Source organism: Pseudomonas rosaeacicularis (assembly GCF_057128745.1).
In genome coordinates, this window is the sequence record NZ_JBSKHT010000003.1 from 259,253 (window position 1) to 280,931 (window position 21,679).

Below are 21,679 nucleotides of genomic sequence, written 5' to 3' on the forward strand. Positions count from 1 at the left end.
ACGGTCATCAACTTTCAAACGCAGTCAGAAGGTCTTAGGCAAGCAGGAAGGCACTCAGTCGCGACTCGCATAGAACATCCGCTGCGACAAACCAAGACAGCCCCTGCTGACGCACCGGGAGCCCCTAGGCCGTACTCAGCTCTCGCACTGCAGTATGTGCGATAGGTGCCTGGCTGGTCGCGGGAAGAAATCGGACAAGAGACTTGAAGAATGGTGCGGGAGTTATGGCCGAGCAACCTGAGAGTCCATAAGGATCCTCCCTGAACGCTAAGGACAAGGGAAAATCACCCACCATATTCCTGAAAGCAATCAATGGATGCCTTTTAATTTCAAAATGGAATTACACAGCGCAAAGTTTAAATGTGTAAAATCCGGCACGATTTTGTACATCATTTAGAAAAGAGTGTCAATACATGTTTAAAGTTTTAACCAAGAATTGTCAGTCTTCTCTATCCCTAAAGACAGATACTCGACTGTCAGCTTGGGGCTCCCAGGCCAGGAGGAAAAGCCTGTGAAGCATGTTTACCTCATTCAGATGGATACACCTCGCCTCTTCGAGACCGCCACAGGGCGTCCGATTGACGCATTCAACTGGTATGCGGGATACAAGACGAAAGAAGTGGGCCATGCGTTTGGTGAGTCTGTGCCCTACCAGTATTGCGGTTACCTAGCGAATTTCTTCGACTACTGCTACGAAACAGGTGTGATGGGAGGCACACCCATGCCGCCCGAGGTTGCCCAAAAAACCATCAACCTATACTGGGAGTTTTTGACCAAAGGAATTAACAGCACAGACTTCATCGTACGCCGAGCTGCTAAAGCCCTGGGAAAGACGCCAGTAAAATCTGGGAGTGCCCAGACATATTTGGCCGGGGTCAATGACTTCCTTCGCACGAGCCAAATGAAGCTCAATGACTTGGGATCCCTTATGCGGATCCTGACCAAGAGTGACGCATTCGCCAACGTCATGTCACTGCCCCAAACGCAGGACAGACGGCGTACAAAAGCCGAAATGGACAACATTCACAACAATACGTTGACGTTCGGAAATACCCCTAAGGATGCCCACGCTTACGCCCCAGGTGGCATTCCTGGCGGTAAGGTCAAAGGCTCGCAGGTAAGTCGGAGCTTCCCCACTGAACATGTTCTGACACTACTCAATGGCATTGAAGATCATGAAAGCCGATGCGCCGCCGTCATGATTGCCGGAGGCGGATTGCGCCACTCCGAAGTTTGGGGGATCCGAAGGTCAGACATCGATATTGATGCGAGGACAATAAAAATTGAAGACCCCAACTACCATCGCAACCCTGCGGCGGAGAAAGCAGCGCGAAAGCTGCCATTCAAAGGCAGGACACTTGCGTCCATTGTCATGTTCGAGCCGTTCAAAAACATGTTCTTTGAAGCCCTGGCCGACTATCTTGATGTCCGCCCAACAACTGACAGCGACTATCTATTCGTTTCGAGCGAAAAGCATACATACGGTGAGCCTCTGCTTTTCTTGAGGAATATGAATTCGCTCAACAGAAGTCTGAATAGAGCCTTAAGGAAGGCGCAGGTGGATCTTGGCACTATGTCTCCTGCGACTGGTGCGCCCTATACCTCTCACAGCCTGAGACATTTTTACGGGGTATGGGCAAGAAACTTTGTTTACATCCCCGGTCGTAATCAGATGGGTCTTACTTTATCCGAGATAAAGCTTTTGATGGGCCACAAGGACATCAGGTCAACGGAGAAATACGCGCGACTCAGCGAAGAGACCGTGATCGCCGAAATCGAGTCAGCAGAACGCATCAAAGCTTTGTGGGGTAGAAACCCTAACATTGACCAGATCAGATCCGCTGTATATGCAGAGCTTGCCTATGACCTTTCGGAGCGAATTGCCGCATGATTAATACTTCCGAAAAAGTTAACCTCGCACCGAATGTAAACATCCAGAAAGAAGTGCGCGAGGCATTCGAAACACTTTGCAAACAAATGCGGACGGAGTTTGGCCATAAAGTTGACCAAGCCTTGGGCAGTTCTAGTCGCCAGGATCGGAGTAGGTTTTCGCTTTTCATCCTCAAAAGCTTAACTGGCTTCAAAAAAATCAACAGAACTCATCTTGACCTAATGTATGACTTGGCGCTACTCAAAACAGAAGACAATACCAGTGCGAGTACGCTTTATGAGAAGATTACTGGACGCCTACCGGTCTTCTTAGAAGACGCTATGGGGTTACGGGTATCGTTTCGGGCAATGTTTGTCATCCTATGGTCGAAAGGCCTAGCGACCTTGCCTCACACATTTGAGTTCCAAGGTGTCTGGTGGAAATTCCCTCTGCTTGAATCAGTAAGCAAAGGTTTTATCTATGAGCACTCAAAAGGCTTTCCAGAGACCACCAGAGCTTCAAGAGTTTTCCAATACAGAACTAGCTGGCTAAAGGCTGAGGACGTAAGCCTTGAAGAGCTTTGGGAAGCGGCACCAAGTGTTTGCGACAATAGGGTGCACGACCCAAAGGTTTTCCGCTATCTACCATGGATCCAAACCTTTGCTGCCAGGCACCCTAATATCATATCCCCTAGAGACGCCTATCATTTAGAGAAGTACCACCAGTACCTACATGCAAAATCCACTTCGTCGTCTACAGCCCACGAATTTAAGATGACAATTGAGGAGTTCAAGGACTATTTCGCAGTTCCGTTTGAGGACGCCTTGGAGATGACTCCAAAGCAGCGCGAGCGTGCCAGACGACACTACAAGTCTAATTGGTCGAGAGAAAAGGCTGCGCTTAAAAAGCGGGCTAGAGATGACGAGATTACTAAACAGCTCGCCAATAAGTCAGAGCTAAGCATTGAACAACGCTCAATACTCGCACCCAAACCTGAACGCGACACAAAAAATTTTTCATGGCTGAAGAACAACTTTTATCCTGGCAGCGAGCACAAAAACATCGACAATCTCTCGAGGTTTTGGCTAGCGGCGGCAAACTATTACCTTGCATATCTTGAGCGACAAAGTCACTCGACCCGCTACCGTTCCAAAAAAATACAAGCAATTAATTTTCTTTTAGATTATGTATTTTGTTATCTCCCAATGTGGTTTGAAGATAACCATCATTCGATTGTTCGTTTCCCCGAACGACCATCCGAATTTGAAAGGGTGATTTTCTGGCATAACACGATATCCAAAGAGGATCTAGAAGCCAATCTTTTTGGGGTAGGAAAAACGCTCGACGGGATCACCCTCCCTTGTACACTGAGCCAGTATTATGATGCCGCATATTCCGCCAAAACAAAGGCAGCATTCGTAGCCAATATTCACGAGTTTTTCGAAGTAATTATTGTCGACAAGGCATTCATAAAGGCCGGAGTAGAGCTTGCCGTTGAGGCAGGATTTGATAACCCAGTTAGCTTGAAGGTTGATCGTTCTGGAAGCGGGGCACGCGGAAGTACCGACAAGGTGGTTCTTCCTCTTGACTCAACTGTAATCGCTAAGGCATACGTCAAAGCCGTTGATAAAATCGGTCTATCTCTTCAACAGCAGATCCTCACAGGCAGACTCGGAGGTAATCAACTGGATGAAGTCCGACGAGCAGAGTGGATCAACTTACATGAACTTGGTTTGAGTCACGACATCCAGGTTAGTAATCCTGACGACGAAGACGACGCGCTAGTTATTTCACTCACGCGCATCATCAACGTCTACTCTTGGTATCCTGGACTGTATGGAGCCGCTACTACCGAGGTTTATATGCCTTGGATCAGCGTTACGAGGATGCTCTCCGTCGCCCTACATGGCGGTTTACGTCTCCAAAACTGCCAGTGGCTCGATATCAATACATTTGACAACCTACTTGGTAAGCCTCAGCATCGAATACTCAACTCCTGCATTCTTTATGTAAATACAGACAAAGATGGCCAAGATCGCCCTGTTGTAATTCCCGATGACGTTATGGACTCTTTAATCGCCGAACGACATTTTCAGCGCGAGGTGTTCCAACGCCACACCCCTCCGACATACTATGAAAACGACCCTACAGACCCTAAAGAGTACGGAGAAATTTACTCCCTATTCCGCAGCCCCTGGAATAGTCATGGGCTTCCCTTTTCCGACTCAAATTACTCCGAAAAGTGGGCGCTATTACTTTATGGTGTGCAGGACGTTTATAACACTTTAGTCCCCGCAGAGCGCCATCACCAATTCGTCACTTATAACAAACACGGACAAATGAAGTCTGTTCATACACCGCACTCGCTGAGGGCTACCTGGCTCACCCACGCTCGGATCTATGGCCACCTTGACATTCGAGTTGCTCAGCAGCAAGTCGCTCATAAAAACCCTTACACCACCGATTACTACACCCTCCCGGACATTGCCGAGTCGATTAAGGCGATTTCAGAATCCAACAAACTTGTGATGCGTAGCGCTTGGTCGCAGATGAATCCTGCCGCCAGCAGCACCTATATGACGCCCAATGAGATTATTTCGGGGTGGAGCCTCGACCGAACCAAACTCGCCCAAGATCAGAACTTCATCAGCGTGAGTTCAGCAGTTATTGAGCATGAAAGGACTGGCATGCAAATCATTGCTTCAGACAAAGACCCCGATGTAGGTTTTTACTCGAATTGCATTTGCCTTAAAAACGGGCATTGCCCTAAAAACCTGATTGCGTTCACGGGCAAATCAAGAGTATGTGGACTTTGTCCAATTGCCGTTTTCGGTATCGATCATTTGCCGGCGATAAACTGCTTGGTGAGAAAGCTGACTGGGGAATCGGAAAGTCTTGTGAGCAAACTAAAAAACCTTAAGGCAAGCAAGGCAAACAGACACGAGATCGAGGCAGTCCATCACGACCTAACCGTAGCGAAGCTTGAGCTAGGTAGTTACCACCTTGTTAGGCGGGCACTAAAAGATCGTCTCGAAAAGGACGCTGCAGAGCCGCGACTGATAACCAGAATGCGAGACCTGAAAGACTTCCAATCTTATGAGATTGACATGAACAATCCTGCACAACGCGTGATAGCCCAACTGCTTGATAGTCAGGACTACCCTCAATTTGCCTCACATAACTACCCATACATGATTGAAAAAATCGCAAAGAATCCCGATTTACTTAAGATGGCCATTGCTCAAGGCCCTGAACGGGACAAGTATGTAGGGCAAGTCCTTTCGATCATGAAAACTATGAACCTTTCCGTGGCTGACATTGCTGAACGCATTGACTCTAACTCTCTCTCAATCGGTAGCCAGCTTCAATGAAGCGGAAACCAAACTGCGCCGCCTACCAGGCAAAACAGCTTGCCGACACTCTCCGAAACATCGAGAGCTGTTTAATACTTCTTAAAAAGGGGCCGCCGTTCCCCTCTATTAATCAGCTCACGCTAGAGATTGGCAAGCAATTAGACATTGATCCTTCTATCTTTCGAAAGCCTACAAGCGAACATCGAAAGCTACTAAACAAATATATCAAGGGTCTAGTTTCAAGGGCCACGAAGGAGACCGACGAACCTACAGTCGATGCGCTTAAGATCCGAAATATTGAGCTTACCCGAAAGGTATACATCCTAGAAAAAGAGTTGAAAAGCCCGAACAACAAACTGGCATTGGTGGCACCAAAAATCGGAAATTCCGATCCAAGGCTCTTCGACCTAGATAGCCTTTGCATGCTTATTGATGACATCTTGAAATGCCAGAGAAACCTACAGTTCAAGGACAGCGCTCTATATAACTTAGAGACATTTTCGGAGGAAGATGAGCTAGTATCATCTAACAATAATTGCAAAGTCTACCTGGAGTGGAAAAATGGACGTTAACACGCTTGTCGAAACCATATTGAAAATGCCAGTTCGCAATACAAAGGCTTTAAAGCTCCAGAAGGCCGTAGTTGATATTTTACGCAGCGGCCAGAGCCTGACGCTGCATAATGGCGAAGTCAATCTTTCATCCTTAGCCGTGCTGGTGGGTTGTACGCGCCAATGTTTTTATCCAGGTCGAGGACATGATGATATGCGAGCGATTGTTAGTCTTCTAAACACTCATGCTTCGGTGTTGGCAAACTGCGTGCCATCCTCCACACCGCCAAAACTTGGAAAACTCAACGTTTCGCTCCACAAAGTTTTATCAGATAATGAAAAACTCAAGAGGGAACTACTAAAAAGCCAAGCGCGCTGGAAGGATCTTTACAACCAGCGATTGATAGTGGAATAACTAATGGCGATATATTTGATCGTTAAAGTGATACACCGCCTTGACGGTACTGTAGTCGTCAAAGGTGTATTACCTTGGAATCAACGGCGCGTGGTTCTTAGGCTTGAACGCGCACCGACGACTGCAATCCTACCAGGCAAAACATACAGCGTGCGCCGTTCTCAAGGAAGGAAAGATTTTACTCCTACGTCGACCTCAGCCGCTCATTGGCACCTGCTGGTCAAGCACAACTTCTACTTGCCAGAACTGTACTTACCAAGGCGCGAGCAAGTTAGGCTCCTGGCTTTGAGTACCCAAGGTATTTCAGCCGCACTATTCGCGTTGGAACAGCAGGATCACAGAGCTCTGTGCATGTACATCTCTGAGCCGTATGCAAGTCAGCTGGCCTATCATTTCCATCGTCAATCTTGCCTCGTCGATGCAGCCACCTTCATGCTTGAATCCGGCTTTTGTCACTATCAGGCGCTTAATATATGCCACCTCCATGGCGCCGAAGGCACTCGTGCACTATTTAAGACGCCCGCCAAAGCGTTTCCATTCTTGGGTATTAGACATTTGCAGGATAACTCCTCGACCGCCAGCCAGCTCGCGAGCACTTCCAGTTATCAGCTAATCGCCAAGATGCTCACCGACGCCAAGCGGGGGGCAACGGTTTTGAATGCCTCAGATCTCCCGGCTTCTCTCAGGTCGGCGCTACCTGATTGCCTGGACAAGCATCTGGTTGTTGGACACCATGATAATTTTCAACTCATGGGCCATCACCTGATCCAGAGTTCAATACGCTCGCAACTCCAGAAGCTAACTCATGCCTTTTTTCCTACATACTCCGACCGCGAGATCGAGTATGCCTACGTCCGGTATTCCAGCTTATACGGTGCCCTCAATGACTCTGACCACGGCCAGCTAGTTGGCGACGCGATCAATTCGCGGTTTTCCATATTTACTTACTCAGGTAACCAATCGGCTGCGTCGTTCTGTGACGAGTTTTCTTCCATTCTGCAGATTCTAGGAGGCTCTGAATCGGGTATTGTTCATCAGGGTCTAGCTGGGCGGTATGGCTCCGAAGCCCATCTGGTACATTGGGAATCCATACCTGCGGGACGAGGCGAGTACCGAACCTTTATTGTCTGGGACTTTCAATGGTACAGCGCGGTTGAAGTATCCCTGCTTCTAGGCCACTTCACCCACCGTGACAGGGTCGTCTTTCTTTGCAACCAAACAACTGCAGTCGACGGCAGCTTGAATAGCCACATCGTCAATCAGCTCCAAGACTACTTCCCCAGTCACCACATTGACCCGCCTTCTAGCGCTATCTCGAGCCCACCTTCAGAACATTCGTCTCTCGGTCGAGCGGTCGCTGGACTGAAGGCTGATCCCACCCTCGTCGCCATATGCGACAGCTACGAGCTGTGTGAGGTGATCAACGAATTAGTACGCAAGCGTGGTGAGCCTGTGGCCTTGGAAACGCAATGGGACACCTACTCGAAGGGAGATCGACTGCTCCTTAAACAGACGCTCCCCAAACGGGTTACCTATGCCAAGTTGGTCTCGACCGATGACCGTGGCTTGCGTGTCGAGACTCAGGGGAGGCACTGGCGGATCGACACGAAGACGGTGAGGGAATCTGTATGCGCCCTTGGAGCAGCCATGACTATTGATGATGCGCTGCACGCTGGGGTAAGGCGCGCTATGGTGGTTGCCCGCATGGCCGGAATGTCGGGACTTGCTCAGGCTGTCGAAGAGTACGGTGTAGACTTGGTGGGGGCCTTCGCTCATAACCTGCCAGAAGCCGGCGTTTTAGTACCGGGCGTCTCGATGCAACGCATCACGCCAACTGTTGAGTAGGATGCGGCCCAACCATTGGGAGACTACCAAAGTAGCGCTACCAAGGCTTTTCAAAGCACAATTGGGCAAGCTTGAGCGACCATCTTAACCCTGCGCACAGTTGTTTCTAAAAGTTTAGCAAAACTACCAAGTCTTGACATATCTCTCGCACCGATAGCCGAGCACGCATCGTAGGAGTAATAAATTTCGTGAAAGAATTCACCAACCCGGTATCGAATATTGCAGTATTTCACGATGAGGAGAGACATTTCCTGGAGGCCTTGACACGTTGGAATTACTTCCCAAATCAAAAAGACTCCGCAACCGAATTACCCCCATGCTTCTCAACAAGTAGATTCACTCCACAAATTGCTGAAGAGCTATAGTGATTGCACTTGGCTGCAGTCTCGATTGAGGCATGGGCCCCTCGCCCACAATAACTTTCGTATAAGGTTCAAGGTTTTCCAAAACCAACCGTTTGTCATAGGTATGTACTCCCTTTGAGCAAACCGCTTTGATCCCACCAACCGATGATTACTCACAGCGATTGAGTGCCGCCATTTCGTTTCCCAAGACTATCCTGGGCAACCGCCAGCGCGGTGCCTGGCAGCGTCTGATTAGCTTCATCAAATCGTCCGAAACTCTTTCTGCATTTGATAACGCAGCAGCCTACGTAGAGGGCTACGCACATGCTTTGGTCGACAGCGACCAGATCTATATCTCCATCGAACGAGATTTGTTGATCATCGAGACTGTCGACGCTTGGCGATGCTCCCGTGTTGACTCCAGCACCTCTACCTATTTGTAGCCACCAGTGAGAACCATGACCTCTATTTTTCCACGCTATGCCGACGACGAAAAACCAGACCTGAACATCCAAATGCCGCAGCGGTTTCTTCCCACGACCGTCAGTCATTACCCAATCGATGTGCTGGTAGGACACTGGCAAAAGTATCTGGTCGACCCCCCCTCCGCTCACCATAGGTTTCCATGGGCTGGACGATTTGTCATGGGCATGCCCGTACCCACCTGGGCGCGCGGCGTGCAGTGGAACGTCGGCCAGCAGGCTCGTTTCATTACCGCTGTTTGGGCAGGGTTAGACCTGGGAAGCTACCTTACAAACGACTGGTGCGAGCCGACTAGCACTGGCAGGGCATTGGCGGAGAACAGCGAGATTCTCATTGATGGCCAGCAACGACTTCACAGTCTGGAGGAGTATTTCTTAGACCACCTTGCGGTGCCAGATGCGGAAGGTCAGCCAAGGATCTGGTCTGAACTTGGCAATGGCGAGCGGAAGCGTTTCTTGTCGACGATCTTTACCCACGCGAAGGTGTCTTCTGGCGACGAAATAGCACTGCGAAAAACGCATGACCTTTGCGCCCAAGGCGTTGTGCCTCGGTCATTTGAACAGCGCACCTTGCCTTAGCCATCGACGCTACGGTTGCCGTGGCATGCCTTAGGAGGGACGGCTGTCGTGAACCAAGCCCTGTCTAGGACAGGTCTTGGCCCTTCGGGCTTCCATCCTCATGCCCTTCGACCCTCCTGGTCTGCGCGCTCCGCTTGCCATGACGGCTTACGAGCATCGAGCGAGAGTCTGATCACATCAGCCGGGAAGTCTGTAGGCCAAGCTATGATTCGCCTATATGAGCATATGCCAGTCAACCACAGTGACTTTACTCGTCATCCTCATCCTCATCCTCGTCTGGCTCAGACGTAATCTGATAGAGCCTGCTCCAAGGACGACCGCAAAAGGATGGCGAGTCATCGGGTTGCCAGGAGTTGAGCACGCTGAAATAGGAGCAGGCCACACCATGTTCCTGCTCTAGCTGCTGACACAGAACCTTAACCATATTCTGGCGCTCGCGCAGGTCACGTCCACGACCTAGCTCATCCAACGTGGCGAGATACCTACCTTGTTGGTTGACAACAACGCGGCCAGCTTTCAAGAGAGCTCGCACATAGGGATGGGAATTATCCTGCAAATATACCCAACAGCCCCCGCGTTCGTAGGTCTCCTTGTTCGGTGTCGACACCTCGAGTGCAGATACTCGTGCCGAAAAATCTGCCAATGCGACGGCTGCAGCTTCATCAGAAACAGCAAGGCAGGCTTTGAAGTCAAAGCAGGCGGCCTTTGCCGCAGCATCGAGATCGCCGTCGGAAAGCCCCTCCAAGCTAGGCGGTAACCGCTCGCATACCAGAAGATGGTCAAAGTGATCCACCGATACGAGTCCTTGGTCGATCAGGGTCAAGATATCGTACTGAACCCTCCATGCATCGGTGTGGGTGGCTGCAATTACCCCAATGCCTGACCATTTCTTACCCGTCAGATCTAGCCCCGGCAGCCTTCCCCGAACCCGCCCTTCCCGCTGAATTTATCGATGGCGCGGCGGTAATTTCGAGGGTAACGCCAACGCCATTCGGCAGAAGGCCCTTGGATGCCAAACATGTCATTCTGGCCATCGACATGTCGAAATTGATTCTGCCAAACCTCCTCCTGTTTCACGGCTCCTGCAGACCGTCCTTGCTGAAGAAGTGTTCGCAGATCCACTCCCTGCAGTACATGGGCTGCACCCGCGCGCTCCGCTGAGGAGGTTGGGAAAGTGATTGCGTATTGAGTGACAACTCTGTCGGTACCAGGCATCTTGTCTCGAGCCACAATCAAATCCGCTACCCGAAATTTTGAGAAGCAAACTACCGGCTGGGTTCCGTGAATGGTCGCCTGCCCATTCCTGATGCCGAATGTCGCCCAAATGTGATGAAAACGGATAGCAACCCTTAGTAGGAAAGTCCAGGCCAGTCATCTTCTGCCCAGCAGTTCCTGAAAAATGTTCCGGAACGAATCCAGGACTTGAATTGCTAGCCAAGTCCATATCTCGGAAATGATGGGCAATTCGAGACGGCTCTTCATTTTTCGATTGATCTTCCATCGAAATCTCCATGTCCTACCAGCAGCCGGTTAAGCTTTCGGAAGATAGTCAAATCAGGGGGAAATAAATATGCTTGGTGACCGCAGAAAACTAGACAAGCCCCGTTCCCGCCGCAAGTTTTTTCCTGAATATTTTTCACTGTCAATTAAGCGTATAAACAATTAACAATAAATGACATACAGATAATAACTTATGCTTGGTAAAAACTCATACAGCCTCTACTTAAGTATTCTTATACGATACTGATACTTCGTCGGAAAACTTTTGGGAGAGACTTTACAACCCTTGACCTATGAGACGCTGTGGCCTTAATTATACCTAACCAACAGGAGAGACGGCATGCCAGCTTCTACTTTAGAGCATCTGCTTACGAGCCCAATTCAACCGACAGGTTTCATCGAGATTGAGGGGCCGATTCGCCTCAACGACACCCTTAGCTACCAGATCTTCGGCGCGGTGCAGACCTGCGATGAGAACCTTGATGCGATGCCGCAACCGCTACATCATCGCTTTGCTGTGATTTACGAGGGGTCTTTCACAACGACCTTGGTCAACACACTTGTGCGAGCTTTGGATCTGGGTGGACTAGCGCCAGTGAAAGCTATCGGGGTCAGCGAAAAATCTCTGTACATCATCCTGGATGACTGCGTGGCGAGCGGCACTGTGCCCTCCATTGAGGCCGTCTGGTCAGCAATTACTGAGTCAGACCATGGCGGCAGTTGGGCTGTAAGTTTTGATAGCGAATCGGAAATCTTGTCTGGCACATCCGACTTCGTACATTCGCAGGAAGCTCAGGAAGTTCTCGATTTTAATCTTCTGGGCATCCGGCCAATGGCTGTGAACGTAGCTGATAACAGTGAACGTGAAAATACGCTGGGCGACGAAGAGGAAGCGTTGTGTGAAACGGGTGAAGGTACTCTGCGAGCATCAGCCGCCTTTAAGTGCATCGACCATAAGCTCGTAAGTTACTTCAACCATATCAGTCAGCAAATGACGAGGCACTACATCAAGGGCAGCGAAAAAAATAAGCATCAAGACCGCCGAGAGTATGCGGCTTTGCTTTCTCTTCATACCGGGCTACGCGCTTCGCATTGTGTAACCCTCATGGGAGTTTGCCCCTACGACATGGATGCGCCCAAGTAGTATTTTTTTGGCTATCTCATCTGCCGGCGTGCCTGTTTGAGGCAAGGCAGCCTTTTTGGCGTGCCGCCGTTGGCGGAGGGCTGTCGTTAACCAAGCCGTGGCAAGCCACGGCTTGGCCCTTCGGGCTGACATCCTGCACGCCTACGCGCTCCGCTCGCCTCACCGGTTAACTATGCTATGCCCAGAGACATTTAAGTCCTGCTTTGAGAAGAATATGACCACGGTCGTCAGGTTCATCAGACATGCACAGAGTGCCGCGAACGCGGGCCTACCCACCACAGATCCAGACTCCATCCCGTTAACGCCAATCGGGCTACTCCAGGCTGATGCACTGGCGCGCACTATCACTTCAGAACCAGACCTGATCGTGTCGTCGCCCTTTGAACGAGCCAAGGCTACAGCGCTGCCAACGACCAACCTCTTCCCTGGTACGCCCTTTGAGATCTGGCCTGTCCACGAATTCACATATCTGAGCCCTGACCGTTTGGTGGGCACGACACAGTCCGACCGTAAACCAAAGGCCGACGCCTATTGGCAGCTGGGTGATATGAGGTATATGGACGGCCCAGGTGCTGAATCCTTTGTTGATTTAGTGGCCCGAGCAAAAACTATGCTGGATCGGCTGGCCACCTCCGAAGCGAGAAATGCATTGGTCGTTAGTCACGGACAGTTCATACGCGCAGTGGCTTGGTTCATCCGTCACGGAAAAGATGCCGGCACGCCAGAGAATATGAGGCTATTCCGTGAGCTCGATACCAAGGAGCCTTTGCCTAACTGCGCGAGCTACGAGTTGGAGCTCCGGAACGGCCGGTGGGAAGTGGCGCATCAGGTCGGTCAGGATGGAAACGTAAAGTTTATCGACCAGTTCTGCACTGAGCAGAGCATGACGGCGGTACCTCCTACGGCCTTGACCTGGGAGCAGCGGGATTCACTTATGGCCATTCGTGCTGATCGGGATGATAAAGCTGAGTAACACTTCAATGCTTTGTGGGGAGCCAGTCATCCCAGCGTGGGGGATTTTCGACGATATCTATCGACATGGTGAGCTCGTCTTCGATTCGCTTGAGGACGGTATCCAAGCCAGGATGCCCTTTTGACGCTCGCAGTTCACTGATCACGCTCAGGAGCTCTTTGCCGGTTGCAAGACGCATCTGAATGCTGCAGTAAACAGTGTCGTCGTCGCCTGATCCCATCTCAGATTCCTCAGAATGAACAAAGCGGGCTTGGCCTTATTGATCAGTATTGGAAAGCCTTTTTTGGCATGCCCTTGCCAGGGCCGGCTGTCGTGAACCGAGCTTCGGCCTGCGGCCTAAATCTCGGCCCTCCGGGCGTCCATCCTCATGCCTAGCGCGCTCCGCTTGCTTGAAGCTGGACGCGGAGTTCTGTGCCGGGAGGCGTAGCTTGCTAGCGACCAATGCAGTCAGCCTCGTATGGCTGCCCGATGCATTTCTACGTGCTCCATTTCACTTCGCCAGTCCGTTAGGAAGCGCTGCCAGTCGTGAGCGTAGAAGCCTTCGTCCACACGCGTCGATCCGATGCTCGCCCGAATGAAGCGCTCTCGCCAGGGCTGCGGAATATCAGACTCGTGGACAATGTCAAAGCCGATGGGATGAGGCTTTGTGGGTACTAGCGCTAGTACCCACTGCATGCTGAAGAGAGAAGAGCTCAGCGGGAAATCTGCTTGCTCGCTCTGCTCAATTTCTCTAAGTATGTCGAGCAGCGGCAGCGCTTTGGGGTCGCCTGGTAGGATGGAGTCCAGCGCCCACAACGTCCTCCGGCGAGCAGTCTCTCGAAGACGAAGCCTTTCATCACAGCTTTCCATCGGTTTAACTCCGGACACGTTCGTGATGCCTGAGTAGAGATGGTAGAGAGTTGATTAAGCGACAAGCCCCACTCCACGGATGTTCTCAATGGCCTCATATTGCCGAAGCCCATCGTTGGGAACAGGAGCGAGCTGAGATGAGCGAGTGTAGCGGCACCCAAGGAATCAGGTTGCTGGAAGGAGTACTTCGGGAAATTGCACGCGCCCGTAAGTACATGAGCGGAAGGTTCTAGATCCAATCTTCTTCGCGTTGGATGTTCATCGTGTTTCTCCCGCTATGTTTAGTGTTGTCCCAAGCTATCCCACTGCGCGAAATCGGTCAACTGGCAGCCCTTGGCCTACCCGGCTGCACTCTTTCCAACCATTGAGTACGAGGGTCAAAGGCAACTGTCCGGCCATCACACCTTAGCAATCGAAGAAAACCGTGCGCTTCGCGGTATGATGCCTCCTCTCGACATTCTGGTGCGGGGTTGTTGATGAACCTGAGCGTTTTGTATGCGTTGGCCGCTGCCGCGTTATTTGGTGCCAGCACGCCGCTCGCCAAGTGGCTTGGTCTCAACATCCCCCCTGTATTACTCGCAGGCCTCCTTTATCTGGGCAGCGGTGTGGGTCTGACAGCCGTCCGTTTTGTACGTGATCATGGCTGGAAACCGGCCGGCCTCGCGTCATCTGAATGGCCTTGGCTCCTCGGCGCAATCGCATTCGGGGGAGTGCTCGGGCCCGTTGCGCTGATGTTCGGATTAACCAGGACATCCGGCGCGACCGCTTCTTTGATGCTTAACCTCGAAGCTGTGCTTACAGCATTATTGGCTTGGGCCGTATTCAAGGAAAACGCTGATCGGCGCATTGTGTGGGGAATGATCGCCATCATCGCCGGCGGTATGGTTTTGGCTTGGCCCTCGGAAGCCATGCAGGCTCATGACTGGCTTGGGCCGTTGGCAGTCTCCTTAGCCTGTTTGTGCTGGGCCATCGATAACAACCTGACGCGAAAGGTGTCTGCATCAGACGCGCTTTTTGTGGCAGGCTCCAAAGGCTTGATAGCTGGCTTGGTCAATTGTTCGTTGGCCCTGCTTCTAGGAGCTAGGCTTCCTGAGTTTTCAGTGCTAGCTCCGACGCTAGGGCTTGGTTTTCTGGGCTATGGCGTCAGTCTGGTGCTCTTTGTCCTGGCGCTACGTGGCCTCGGTTCAGCACGTACAGGTGCGTACTTTTCGACTGCGCCATTTCTTGGAGCCGCCATCGCAATCGCAGTTATGGGCGAGCCTATGTCATCGTCGTTCTGGGCCGCCGCTGTGCTGATGGGAATTGGGGTATGGCTTCACCTTAGTGAAAGCCATGCGCACGAGCACCAGCATGTACCGCTTACGCATGGGCATCGCCACGTTCACGATGAGCATCACCAACACGAACATTCGTTTGAGTGGAGCGGGACTGGTGCGCATAGCCATGTTCATGAGCACACCCAGATCCGACATAGCCACCCACACTTTCCGGATATCCACCACAGGCATACCCATTAGGTGCTTGAATTCATTCATGCGGAGTGTGAATTATCGGTACGACCTTCCCGACGTATTCACCACCGATCTTAATCATTCATTGTCGCGAGCCTGGCGCTTACCTGAGTTCGCCGCACGCTTACGGCTTAGTGCGAGCTGTGCCTGATTTCATGCATCCAAAGCTTCAGTTTGCTCACAAGCTTCCAGCAAGCTTGCGCTCAACCACAAGGCGTCCTGCGCGGAGAACGAATAGCACATGAAGTCGAACACGAGCTCATAGCCCCCACCGGGGATGCTGCAGATTGAGATTGGGGTGTGCCCGTGATTCGAATCGTCAAAAAAATCTGGGCTTGCGTCGCTGACGTGAATCTCGCCTGTCGCCACATACTGCAAGCCTCGCATACCCGTCATGTAGCTAGCGGTCAGCGAGCTTTGCTCCCGCCCTTCGGAATGTTGCTGATCGCCTTGGCAGAGAATGTATGCCAAAGCATCGTTTAGGCAATTTGCAATCTCTCCCGCAGCCTGAGGACTCACGCTGAACGTTATGATGTCGAGGTCAATCCTTACCCGCCCGTCAGCCAAAACCTCTACCACACATGTATATTGCTCCCCAAATTCCAGTCCTCGCCAGCAATCAAATTCACGAGAAAGCTTCAGTGTTGGATTTATTTTGGAAACGCGGTGTGGAGCATTCATCGATACGCCTTAAGTTTGATGTGCATACCTATCAAAACGGATCCGTTTTCAAAAACTTAAGCCACTTGGCTTTTTTTTTGTATCGGATAGACGTATTGGTGGCCCGGCCTCAGAAAAGCTGCTTTGCGTGCCCCTGCGGGGACGGCTAACGTAAACCAAGCCCGCGCGGTACCCGCTGAGGTCTTGGCCCTTGCGGGCTTACATCCTCACGTCTGCGCGCTCCGCTTGCCATGGCCGTAGATTTCCTACTCGCTGAACAACGCCACAGCTCTATCGCGTTGCGCCTAAAATGAAGCATCCAGCCGACTATTCATTGGAGCCACGCATGACCGAATCTCAACGGTGGATTGTAAAATGCCAAGACACTGCGGATGGTAGCGGAGACGTAATTGTCGACTTGCCGCTTGAGCTCGTCACGCAACTAGGGTTGGGCATTGGCAGCGAGCTCGCTATCGAAAAAGTTGATGACGTAGTCGTTCTGAAACCGGTGCCCACGCGAGGCGCCTCGCTCAAGCCTTGATTACCATCGAGCGGCAGAAGAGAAAGCAGCACAAGCCTATTTCGGTAGGCAGAACCAGGTTTTACCTCACCCAAGGAACGGTACGAATGATGTCCTTCGACGATGCAGTTACAGCAGCACGAATAAGTCAGGAAAATGCCTACATTGGATTCGTATTCAAGCCGGGAAAACAGTGGGTCGAGTGGTACGAAATTTCAACAGTCGAAGAAGATGAACCGGACGACAACATCTCTATCCAGTACCAGGGCGGCACAGTTTTTTCGTCCGAAGGGGAGGACGAATTCTACAGTTTGGAGGATGTGCCAAAAGCAGCGCGCCACGCGATATACATCCTGAGTTCGACTGTCCCAGAAATGGGTGATTTCACGGCCGATTACGTCCTTTACAGATTATTTCCTAAGCTTCCTAATCCGGAATCAGTTCGGGGACACGAAGAGAAAAAACGCTTTTTTGATGCTGGGCTACAGATGGCAGTGCAGTCTGGACTGGTGTCCGTTAATCGTTAGCAGCGTAGAGAGAGAAAATCGAATAAAAAAAGCCGCCCTTAGGCGGCCTCATTTACAAGCCACCACCCAATTACTTAGCCAGCCAGCTCTCAACCTCAGCGGCACCATGCTCAGCCTTCCATGCCTTGAGCAATTTGTGATTCCCACCCTTCGTCTCAACAATTTCACCTGTGTGAGGGTTTTTGAAACCCTTCAAGTGACGCGGCTTACGAGTGCTTTTCTCTTGAACTGCAGCAGGTGCTGATTTGCGGCCAGCAGCCTGTGGATCCAAGAGGCTGATAACGTCACGAAGGCTGTAGCCATACTCGCCTAAAAGCGCTCGGAGTTTGGTCTCAAGCTTTGTTTGTCCTGCAGGTCGGAACTATCTTTTTCACTCATCCCAGTACCGCTGCGTTTGACGCAGCTGATATCGGTGCGTCTTATCAAGTCGAGTCCTATAACATCGGTCTTTACCTCTGACCGCGCGATAGCTTTCTTCCTAGGTGATAACGGCTTTCTAAGGAGCCACTGTCACGTCACTTTGCCCGCTGGCAGCCAATGCTGCACTTACAAATCCTTCAGCCTTTTTACGTTCTACAAACCCCATTACATAAGCTGCACCGGCCTCGTGCGGTTTAGGTACCGCCATCGCCTGGCGGATAGCAGTAAATGTACTTTCCAGCACTCGATATTTTGGGTTGCTGTCGGCCACCTTCTGCAACGGCTGCCTGACTCCGGCAGCTGCGTCTAGTGATTGCGCGACGTAGATATCTACGGCGCCCGACGATGTTTCTGCTCTCTCCAACGTTGCGTGCTTGAGGGTTCGCCTTAAGAACAGATCGTACGCCGCGCCCTTGCCAACAGCCAATCTCAACCCAGGCTGATCAAGGTCATCGACATGGGTATAGGCCGAGTCGGTTGCGACGAGGTAAGTCCCCTCGATAATCACATAGGGTTCGCTGAAGGCAATTTGCTCTGCCCTCACCGGCTCAATAGCCAAGAACGCGATGTTCCAAACCCCTTGCTCAAGAGCTGCGAATACCTTTCCCGCAGCGTCAAAAGTAATTATCTCCAGCTCAACTCCGAGCTCCTCTGCCAAAGCTTTGGCCAATGCCACGGACACCCCTTGGGGTGAACCGTCTGCGGCTTGCTGGGCGAGTACCGGGTTTCCGTAATTAATTGCTGCCCGCAATAGGCCATCTGGGGCGAGCTCACTCAAAATCAGTGGAGAGATATCACTCATCATTAACTCCTACAGAAGCTGATAACAGTAGAAAACCCGCCGAAGCGGGTTTGGTATACGGCAGGTAGATTACTTCCCGGGAACGAGTGAAAACGCGCCAGTCACAATCATTGCACCCATGATTAGAAAGGCTAGAGCAAACGCCCATTTCATCGTGTACTTCTGATGGTCGCTGAACTCTACCCCAGCCAACCCGCACAGCAAGTAAGTGGAAGCCACCAGCGGGCTAAGGAGGTGAACGGGGGAACCAATCAGCGAAGCCCGTCCAATTTCTGCATGACTGATTCCGTAGACCTCAGCTGCTTTGGCCAACACCGGAAGAACGCCATAATAAAACGCATCGTTCGACATAAAGAAGGTGCCGGGAATACTGGCAAGCGCGGTGATTGGAGCCATGTAAGGCCCCCAGGTTTCTGGAAGCATTGCTAGAAAGCTGGCAGACATCGCGTTAACCATGCCAGTACCAGACAAGATGCCGGCTAAAATGCCTGCGGCCAGGAAGATAGCAATCTGGTTAAGTGCAGTTGGGGCGTGGGCCGCAATGCGACGACGTTGATCTGCCATATGGGGATAGTTGATTACCAAGCCCACAGAGAACGCGACCATGAACAGGATGGCCAGCGGTAGCCACTCCATCACAAGGCCCACCATCAGCGAGATGGTCAGCAGCGCGTTCAACCAGAACAGTTTTGGCCGACGCAGATCAGCGTCTTCTTGAGACATTGATGGCAAACCGGTCACTTCGTCATCGTACGAAGCTACTTCAGCGTCATGCGGCAGAACCAGCTTGCCCAAACGGCTGCGTTCGCGAAGGCCAATGTAGTAAGCGAGCGCCATCACGCCCAAGAAGCCGATAACCAGCGAAGGAATTATGGGCTGGAACAGGTCTGACGTTTCAACTTGGAGTGAAGCGGCAGCCCGAGCGAGCGGCCCACCCCAAGGCAGCAAATTCGTCACACTAGCGGCTAGAATCACCACACATGTCAGCGCCAATGGATTGAGCCGCAGCCGCTTGAACAGAGGCAACATTGCTGTGATGGTGATCATGTAAGTGGTCGAACCATCACCGTCCAGCGACACCATTCCTGCCAGCAACGTAGAAAAAATAACTGCTTTGACAGGGTCGCCTTTGATGATTTTCAAAAACGACCGAATGACCGGGTCAAAAAGTCCGGTGTCGAACATCATCCCGAAGTAGAGGATGGCGAACATCACCATGATTGCCGTTGGCGCGACCTTCTTCAGGCCATCGACCATCATGGTGCCCATCTCAGGGCCGAAGCCACCGAGCAATGCGAATACTATGGGCGTGATTGTGAGTGCGACCAGCGGCGAGAGCCGTTTGGTCATAATCAAAACCATGAAAGTCACGATCATGCCGTAACCAAGTAAAGACAGCATTTGTATCTCCTCGACTAGAAGTACAATTGTTTTTATGATTTAGCGCCTAAGCGCCTTCGAGAATTACATTGGCTACAGCAGTGTTCAGTAGTTCGTACCGACACGACGGCTGTCAGCTCATGTGCAAGCCGCCATTGATCGAGAAGTCAGCGCCATTGGCGTATCCAGACTCATCAGATGCCAACCAAGCGCAGATGGAAGCGATTTCCTCGGGAGTGCCCAAACGGCGGGAGGGAATCTCGTTGATGATTCGATCCATCGCGTCGACAGTCGTGATTGACTTGAGCTTTGATGTACCTACGTAACCTGGAGAGACTGTGTTCACGGTCACCCCACGAGATCCAACTTCCTTGGCCAGCGCGCGGGTAAACCCTCGAATCGCTGATTTAGCCGTAGAGTAGTTCACCTGCCCGACTTGCCCAAGCTGAGCGTTGACCGACGAGATGTTGATGACTCGCCCCCAACCGCGCGACACCATGCCGTCGATGACTTGCTTGGTCACGTTGAAAAGCGAATTGAGGTTGGTATCAATGACCGTTTTCCAATCGTCCGGCTGCATGTCCCGGAAGACGACATTGACTGCAGTACCGGCGTTATTGACGAGCACATCGACCGGGCCTACGTCTTTGGTGATCTTTTCAAAAGCGAGCTTGGAAGACTCCCAGTCAGCAACATTGCCTTCGGATGCAATGAAGTTGAAACCGAGCTTCTTCTGCTCGGCCAGCCAGGCTGTTTTGCGAGGAGAGTTGGGCCCACAGCCCACGACGACGGTGAAGCCATCTTTGGCGAGACGCTGACATACGGCAGTTCCGAGACCACCCATACCAGCTGTGACATAAGCGATGCGCTTAGGCATAAAGACACTCCTGTATTGTATTTTTGTGGGAGTACGACAAGCGAGCCCATGGGCTACTGGCTCTACTAAACGCCACTCAAAATTGTTTTGCAAGGCAACGCAGTACAATTCTTCAACCAGCAACGTTTTTTCTGACGAGAGTCACGCTAATGAAGCGACATGAGCGACTGATATAACCAAATCCATGGAACAACCATTACCTAAGCATTCCACAGCTTCTAAACGACGAAATTCAGCATGTTTGCATTTAAGCGCATCTAAAAGCTGTTATCTATCGGAGAACGCACCCCGCTTTTAGGCGCAACTCCCCATTTACCTAACCAAGCCAAGCCCTCATTGGTCGCGATAAGGGGACGATACTCACAGCCAACCCACCCATCGTACCCAGAGTCTTCTAGGAGCTTGAACACGTCGTTGTATCTGATAACTCCAGTTCCTGGCTCATGTCTTCCCGGCCAATCCGCGACCTGCACATGGCGCACACGGTCAACCCAGTGCTGAAGTGTCGCCAATCCGTTCCCCGATATCAGTTGCGCATGGTAGACATCCAGGATGAGGCCCAGCTGAGGGTTGGCATCCAGAACCGCCTCGGCCAGGCTGAAATCAGACATGTGATACCCAGCCACCTCAGCACGGCTGATGACCTCGATCAGACTGACGAGACCGTTGTCTGCCAGGTAATCAATGGCGTATCGAATGTTCCCCAGATAGGTTTGATTGTCTGTTCGCATGCCACCTGATATTTCTGTGCCTGCCATGAGATGAATGCTTTTGCACCGAAGATGCGTCGCGTACTCAACTGCTGTGGCAAGACCTGCCCGGAAATCTTCGTCACGTGAGGTCGCGGCGGCCAGCCCTTTGGTTAAGCCTACTGGCGCAGCAAACTGAACCATTTCCAGCTGATGCTCCTGCAGTAGGTCTGAAATGACCCATGGGTTGTGGTCATACGGGGTGGGGAACTCAACACCCTGAAACCCAGCAGAGGCAGCAGCTGCAAATCGCTGCAAAAAGGGCTTTTCCGTAAACTGAAAACCTAGGTGGGCGTTAAATTTAAGCATCTGCTTATTCTCTAATTGG

17 protein-coding genes and 1 pseudogene are annotated in these 21,679 nt (G+C 51.5%); 9 read left to right on the forward strand and 9 right to left on the reverse strand.

Features of this window, described 5'->3' with window-relative positions:
• Positions 1 to 511: 511 nt before the first annotated feature.
• The 4 genes from ACWKWM_RS05760 to ACWKWM_RS05775 all read left to right on the forward strand — a co-directional run bounded on the left by ACWKWM_RS05760 (position 512) and on the right by ACWKWM_RS05775 (position 8,034).
• Positions 512 to 1,891, forward strand: a complete 1,380-nt coding sequence (locus ACWKWM_RS05760; protein ID WP_483845204.1) for a tyrosine-type recombinase/integrase — start codon at positions 512 to 514, stop codon at positions 1,889 to 1,891.
• Positions 1,888 to 5,241, forward strand: coding sequence for a hypothetical protein (locus ACWKWM_RS05765; protein ID WP_483845205.1), 3,354 nt, complete (start codon positions 1,888 to 1,890; stop codon positions 5,239 to 5,241). Before ACWKWM_RS05760 ends, ACWKWM_RS05765 begins: the two co-directional genes overlap by 4 nt.
• A gap of 543 nt (positions 5,242 to 5,784) precedes the next feature.
• The gene (locus ACWKWM_RS05770) at positions 5,785 to 6,189 is read left to right on the forward strand and encodes a hypothetical protein (RefSeq protein ID WP_483845206.1); all 405 of its coding nucleotides are present in this window, start codon (positions 5,785 to 5,787) and stop codon (positions 6,187 to 6,189) included.
• A gap of 3 nt (positions 6,190 to 6,192) precedes the next feature.
• Complete coding sequence (locus ACWKWM_RS05775) at positions 6,193 to 8,034, forward strand: hypothetical protein (protein WP_483845207.1); 1,842 nt, start codon at positions 6,193 to 6,195, stop codon at positions 8,032 to 8,034.
• A gap of 517 nt (positions 8,035 to 8,551) precedes the next feature.
• Here ACWKWM_RS05775 and ACWKWM_RS05780 read toward each other — a convergent pair.
• The gene (locus tag ACWKWM_RS05780; RefSeq protein ID WP_483845208.1) at positions 8,552 to 8,929 is read right to left on the reverse strand and encodes a hypothetical protein; all 378 of its coding nucleotides are present in this window, start codon (positions 8,927 to 8,929) and stop codon (positions 8,552 to 8,554) included.
• A gap of 93 nt (positions 8,930 to 9,022) precedes the next feature.
• On the opposite strand from ACWKWM_RS05780, the gene ACWKWM_RS05785 reads away from it, so the two are divergent.
• Positions 9,023 to 9,439, forward strand: a complete 417-nt coding sequence (locus ACWKWM_RS05785; protein WP_483845209.1) for a DUF262 domain-containing protein — start codon at positions 9,023 to 9,025, stop codon at positions 9,437 to 9,439.
• Positions 9,440 to 9,686: 247 nt separating this feature from the next.
• Here the strand turns inward: ACWKWM_RS05785 and ACWKWM_RS05790 are convergent, their stop codons facing one another.
• Positions 9,687 to 10,262 (reverse strand): DUF4427 domain-containing protein, encoded by a 576-nt coding sequence (locus ACWKWM_RS05790; RefSeq protein WP_483845210.1) that lies wholly within the window; start codon positions 10,260 to 10,262, stop codon positions 9,687 to 9,689.
• 1,017 nt (positions 10,263 to 11,279) lie between these two features.
• Between ACWKWM_RS05790 and ACWKWM_RS05795 the strand changes: the two genes are divergently transcribed.
• Entirely contained in the window at positions 11,280 to 12,083 is an 804-nt protein-coding gene (locus ACWKWM_RS05795) for a hypothetical protein (protein WP_483845211.1), read from the forward strand.
• A 214-nt stretch (positions 12,084 to 12,297) separates the two neighbouring features.
• On the forward strand, positions 12,298 to 13,056 hold the full coding sequence (locus ACWKWM_RS05800; protein ID WP_483845212.1) for a histidine phosphatase family protein: 759 nt from the start codon (positions 12,298 to 12,300) through the stop codon (positions 13,054 to 13,056).
• A 4-nt stretch (positions 13,057 to 13,060) separates the two neighbouring features.
• On the opposite strand, the gene ACWKWM_RS05805 is transcribed toward ACWKWM_RS05800, so the two are convergent.
• Positions 13,061 to 13,276 carry a hypothetical protein gene (locus tag ACWKWM_RS05805; protein WP_483845213.1) on the reverse strand — a complete coding sequence of 72 codons (216 nt, stop codon included), beginning with the start codon at positions 13,274 to 13,276 and terminating at the stop codon, positions 13,061 to 13,063.
• A gap of 1,105 nt (positions 13,277 to 14,381) precedes the next feature.
• Between ACWKWM_RS05805 and ACWKWM_RS05810 the strand changes: the two genes are divergently transcribed.
• Positions 14,382 to 15,422 carry a DMT family transporter gene (locus ACWKWM_RS05810; protein WP_483845214.1) on the forward strand — a complete coding sequence of 347 codons (1,041 nt, stop codon included), beginning with the start codon at positions 14,382 to 14,384 and terminating at the stop codon, positions 15,420 to 15,422.
• A 147-nt stretch (positions 15,423 to 15,569) separates the two neighbouring features.
• Here the strand turns inward: ACWKWM_RS05810 and ACWKWM_RS05815 are convergent, their stop codons facing one another.
• Positions 15,570 to 16,097: a hypothetical protein gene (locus ACWKWM_RS05815; protein WP_483845215.1), complete on the reverse strand. Its 528-nt coding sequence runs from the start codon at positions 16,095 to 16,097 to the stop codon at positions 15,570 to 15,572.
• Positions 16,098 to 16,703: 606 nt separating this feature from the next.
• On the opposite strand from ACWKWM_RS05815, the gene ACWKWM_RS05820 reads away from it, so the two are divergent.
• A complete protein-coding gene (locus tag ACWKWM_RS05820; RefSeq protein WP_483845216.1) occupies positions 16,704 to 17,123 on the forward strand; it encodes a hypothetical protein in 420 nt (139 codons plus the stop codon).
• A 70-nt stretch (positions 17,124 to 17,193) separates the two neighbouring features.
• Here ACWKWM_RS05820 and ACWKWM_RS05825 read toward each other — a convergent pair.
• From ACWKWM_RS05825 to ACWKWM_RS05845, 5 genes and pseudogenes are all read right to left on the reverse strand, one after another.
• A pseudogene (locus ACWKWM_RS05825) lies at positions 17,194 to 17,469 on the reverse strand (histone-like nucleoid-structuring protein, MvaT/MvaU family); the annotation flags it as partial.
• Between the two features lie 150 nt (positions 17,470 to 17,619).
• Positions 17,620 to 18,345, reverse strand: a complete 726-nt coding sequence (locus ACWKWM_RS05830) for a transporter substrate-binding domain-containing protein (protein ID WP_483845217.1) — start codon at positions 18,343 to 18,345, stop codon at positions 17,620 to 17,622.
• Positions 18,346 to 18,414: 69 nt separating this feature from the next.
• Positions 18,415 to 19,746 carry a CitMHS family transporter gene (locus tag ACWKWM_RS05835; RefSeq protein ID WP_483845218.1) on the reverse strand — a complete coding sequence of 444 codons (1,332 nt, stop codon included), beginning with the start codon at positions 19,744 to 19,746 and terminating at the stop codon, positions 18,415 to 18,417.
• Positions 19,747 to 19,858: 112 nt separating this feature from the next.
• Positions 19,859 to 20,602 carry an acetoacetyl-CoA reductase gene (phbB, locus tag ACWKWM_RS05840; protein WP_483845219.1) on the reverse strand — a complete coding sequence of 248 codons (744 nt, stop codon included), beginning with the start codon at positions 20,600 to 20,602 and terminating at the stop codon, positions 19,859 to 19,861.
• A gap of 257 nt (positions 20,603 to 20,859) precedes the next feature.
• Positions 20,860 to 21,660 carry a hydroxypyruvate isomerase family protein gene (locus ACWKWM_RS05845; protein WP_483845220.1) on the reverse strand — a complete coding sequence of 267 codons (801 nt, stop codon included), beginning with the start codon at positions 21,658 to 21,660 and terminating at the stop codon, positions 20,860 to 20,862.
• Between the last annotated feature and the right edge of the window lie 19 nt (positions 21,661 to 21,679).

Excerpts from the sequence above, each read along its gene's own strand:
- ACWKWM_RS05765 (WP_483845205.1), top strand. The coding sequence starts at position 1,888 with ATGATTAATACTTCCGAAAAAGTTAACCTCGCACCGAATGTAAACATC.
- ACWKWM_RS05770 (WP_483845206.1), top strand. The coding sequence starts at position 5,785 with ATGGACGTTAACACGCTTGTCGAAACCATATTGAAAATGCCAGTTCGC.
- ACWKWM_RS05775 (WP_483845207.1), top strand. The coding sequence starts at position 6,193 with ATGGCGATATATTTGATCGTTAAAGTGATACACCGCCTTGACGGTACT.
- ACWKWM_RS05780 (WP_483845208.1), bottom strand. The coding sequence starts at position 8,929 with ATGACTGACGGTCGTGGGAAGAAACCGCTGCGGCATTTGGATGTTCAG.
- ACWKWM_RS05785 (WP_483845209.1), top strand. The coding sequence starts at position 9,023 with ATGGGCATGCCCGTACCCACCTGGGCGCGCGGCGTGCAGTGGAACGTC.
- ACWKWM_RS05795 (WP_483845211.1), top strand. The coding sequence starts at position 11,280 with ATGCCAGCTTCTACTTTAGAGCATCTGCTTACGAGCCCAATTCAACCG.
- ACWKWM_RS05800 (WP_483845212.1), top strand. The coding sequence starts at position 12,298 with ATGACCACGGTCGTCAGGTTCATCAGACATGCACAGAGTGCCGCGAAC.
- ACWKWM_RS05805 (WP_483845213.1), bottom strand. The coding sequence starts at position 13,276 with ATGGGATCAGGCGACGACGACACTGTTTACTGCAGCATTCAGATGCGT.
- ACWKWM_RS05810 (WP_483845214.1), top strand. The coding sequence starts at position 14,382 with ATGAACCTGAGCGTTTTGTATGCGTTGGCCGCTGCCGCGTTATTTGGT.
- ACWKWM_RS05815 (WP_483845215.1), bottom strand. The coding sequence starts at position 16,097 with ATGAATGCTCCACACCGCGTTTCCAAAATAAATCCAACACTGAAGCTT.
- ACWKWM_RS05820 (WP_483845216.1), top strand. The coding sequence starts at position 16,704 with ATGATGTCCTTCGACGATGCAGTTACAGCAGCACGAATAAGTCAGGAA.
- ACWKWM_RS05830 (WP_483845217.1), bottom strand. The coding sequence starts at position 18,345 with ATGAGTGATATCTCTCCACTGATTTTGAGTGAGCTCGCCCCAGATGGC.
- ACWKWM_RS05835 (WP_483845218.1), bottom strand. The coding sequence starts at position 19,746 with ATGCTGTCTTTACTTGGTTACGGCATGATCGTGACTTTCATGGTTTTG.
- phbB (WP_483845219.1), bottom strand. The coding sequence starts at position 20,602 with ATGCCTAAGCGCATCGCTTATGTCACAGCTGGTATGGGTGGTCTCGGA.
- ACWKWM_RS05845 (WP_483845220.1), bottom strand. The coding sequence starts at position 21,660 with ATGCTTAAATTTAACGCCCACCTAGGTTTTCAGTTTACGGAAAAGCCC.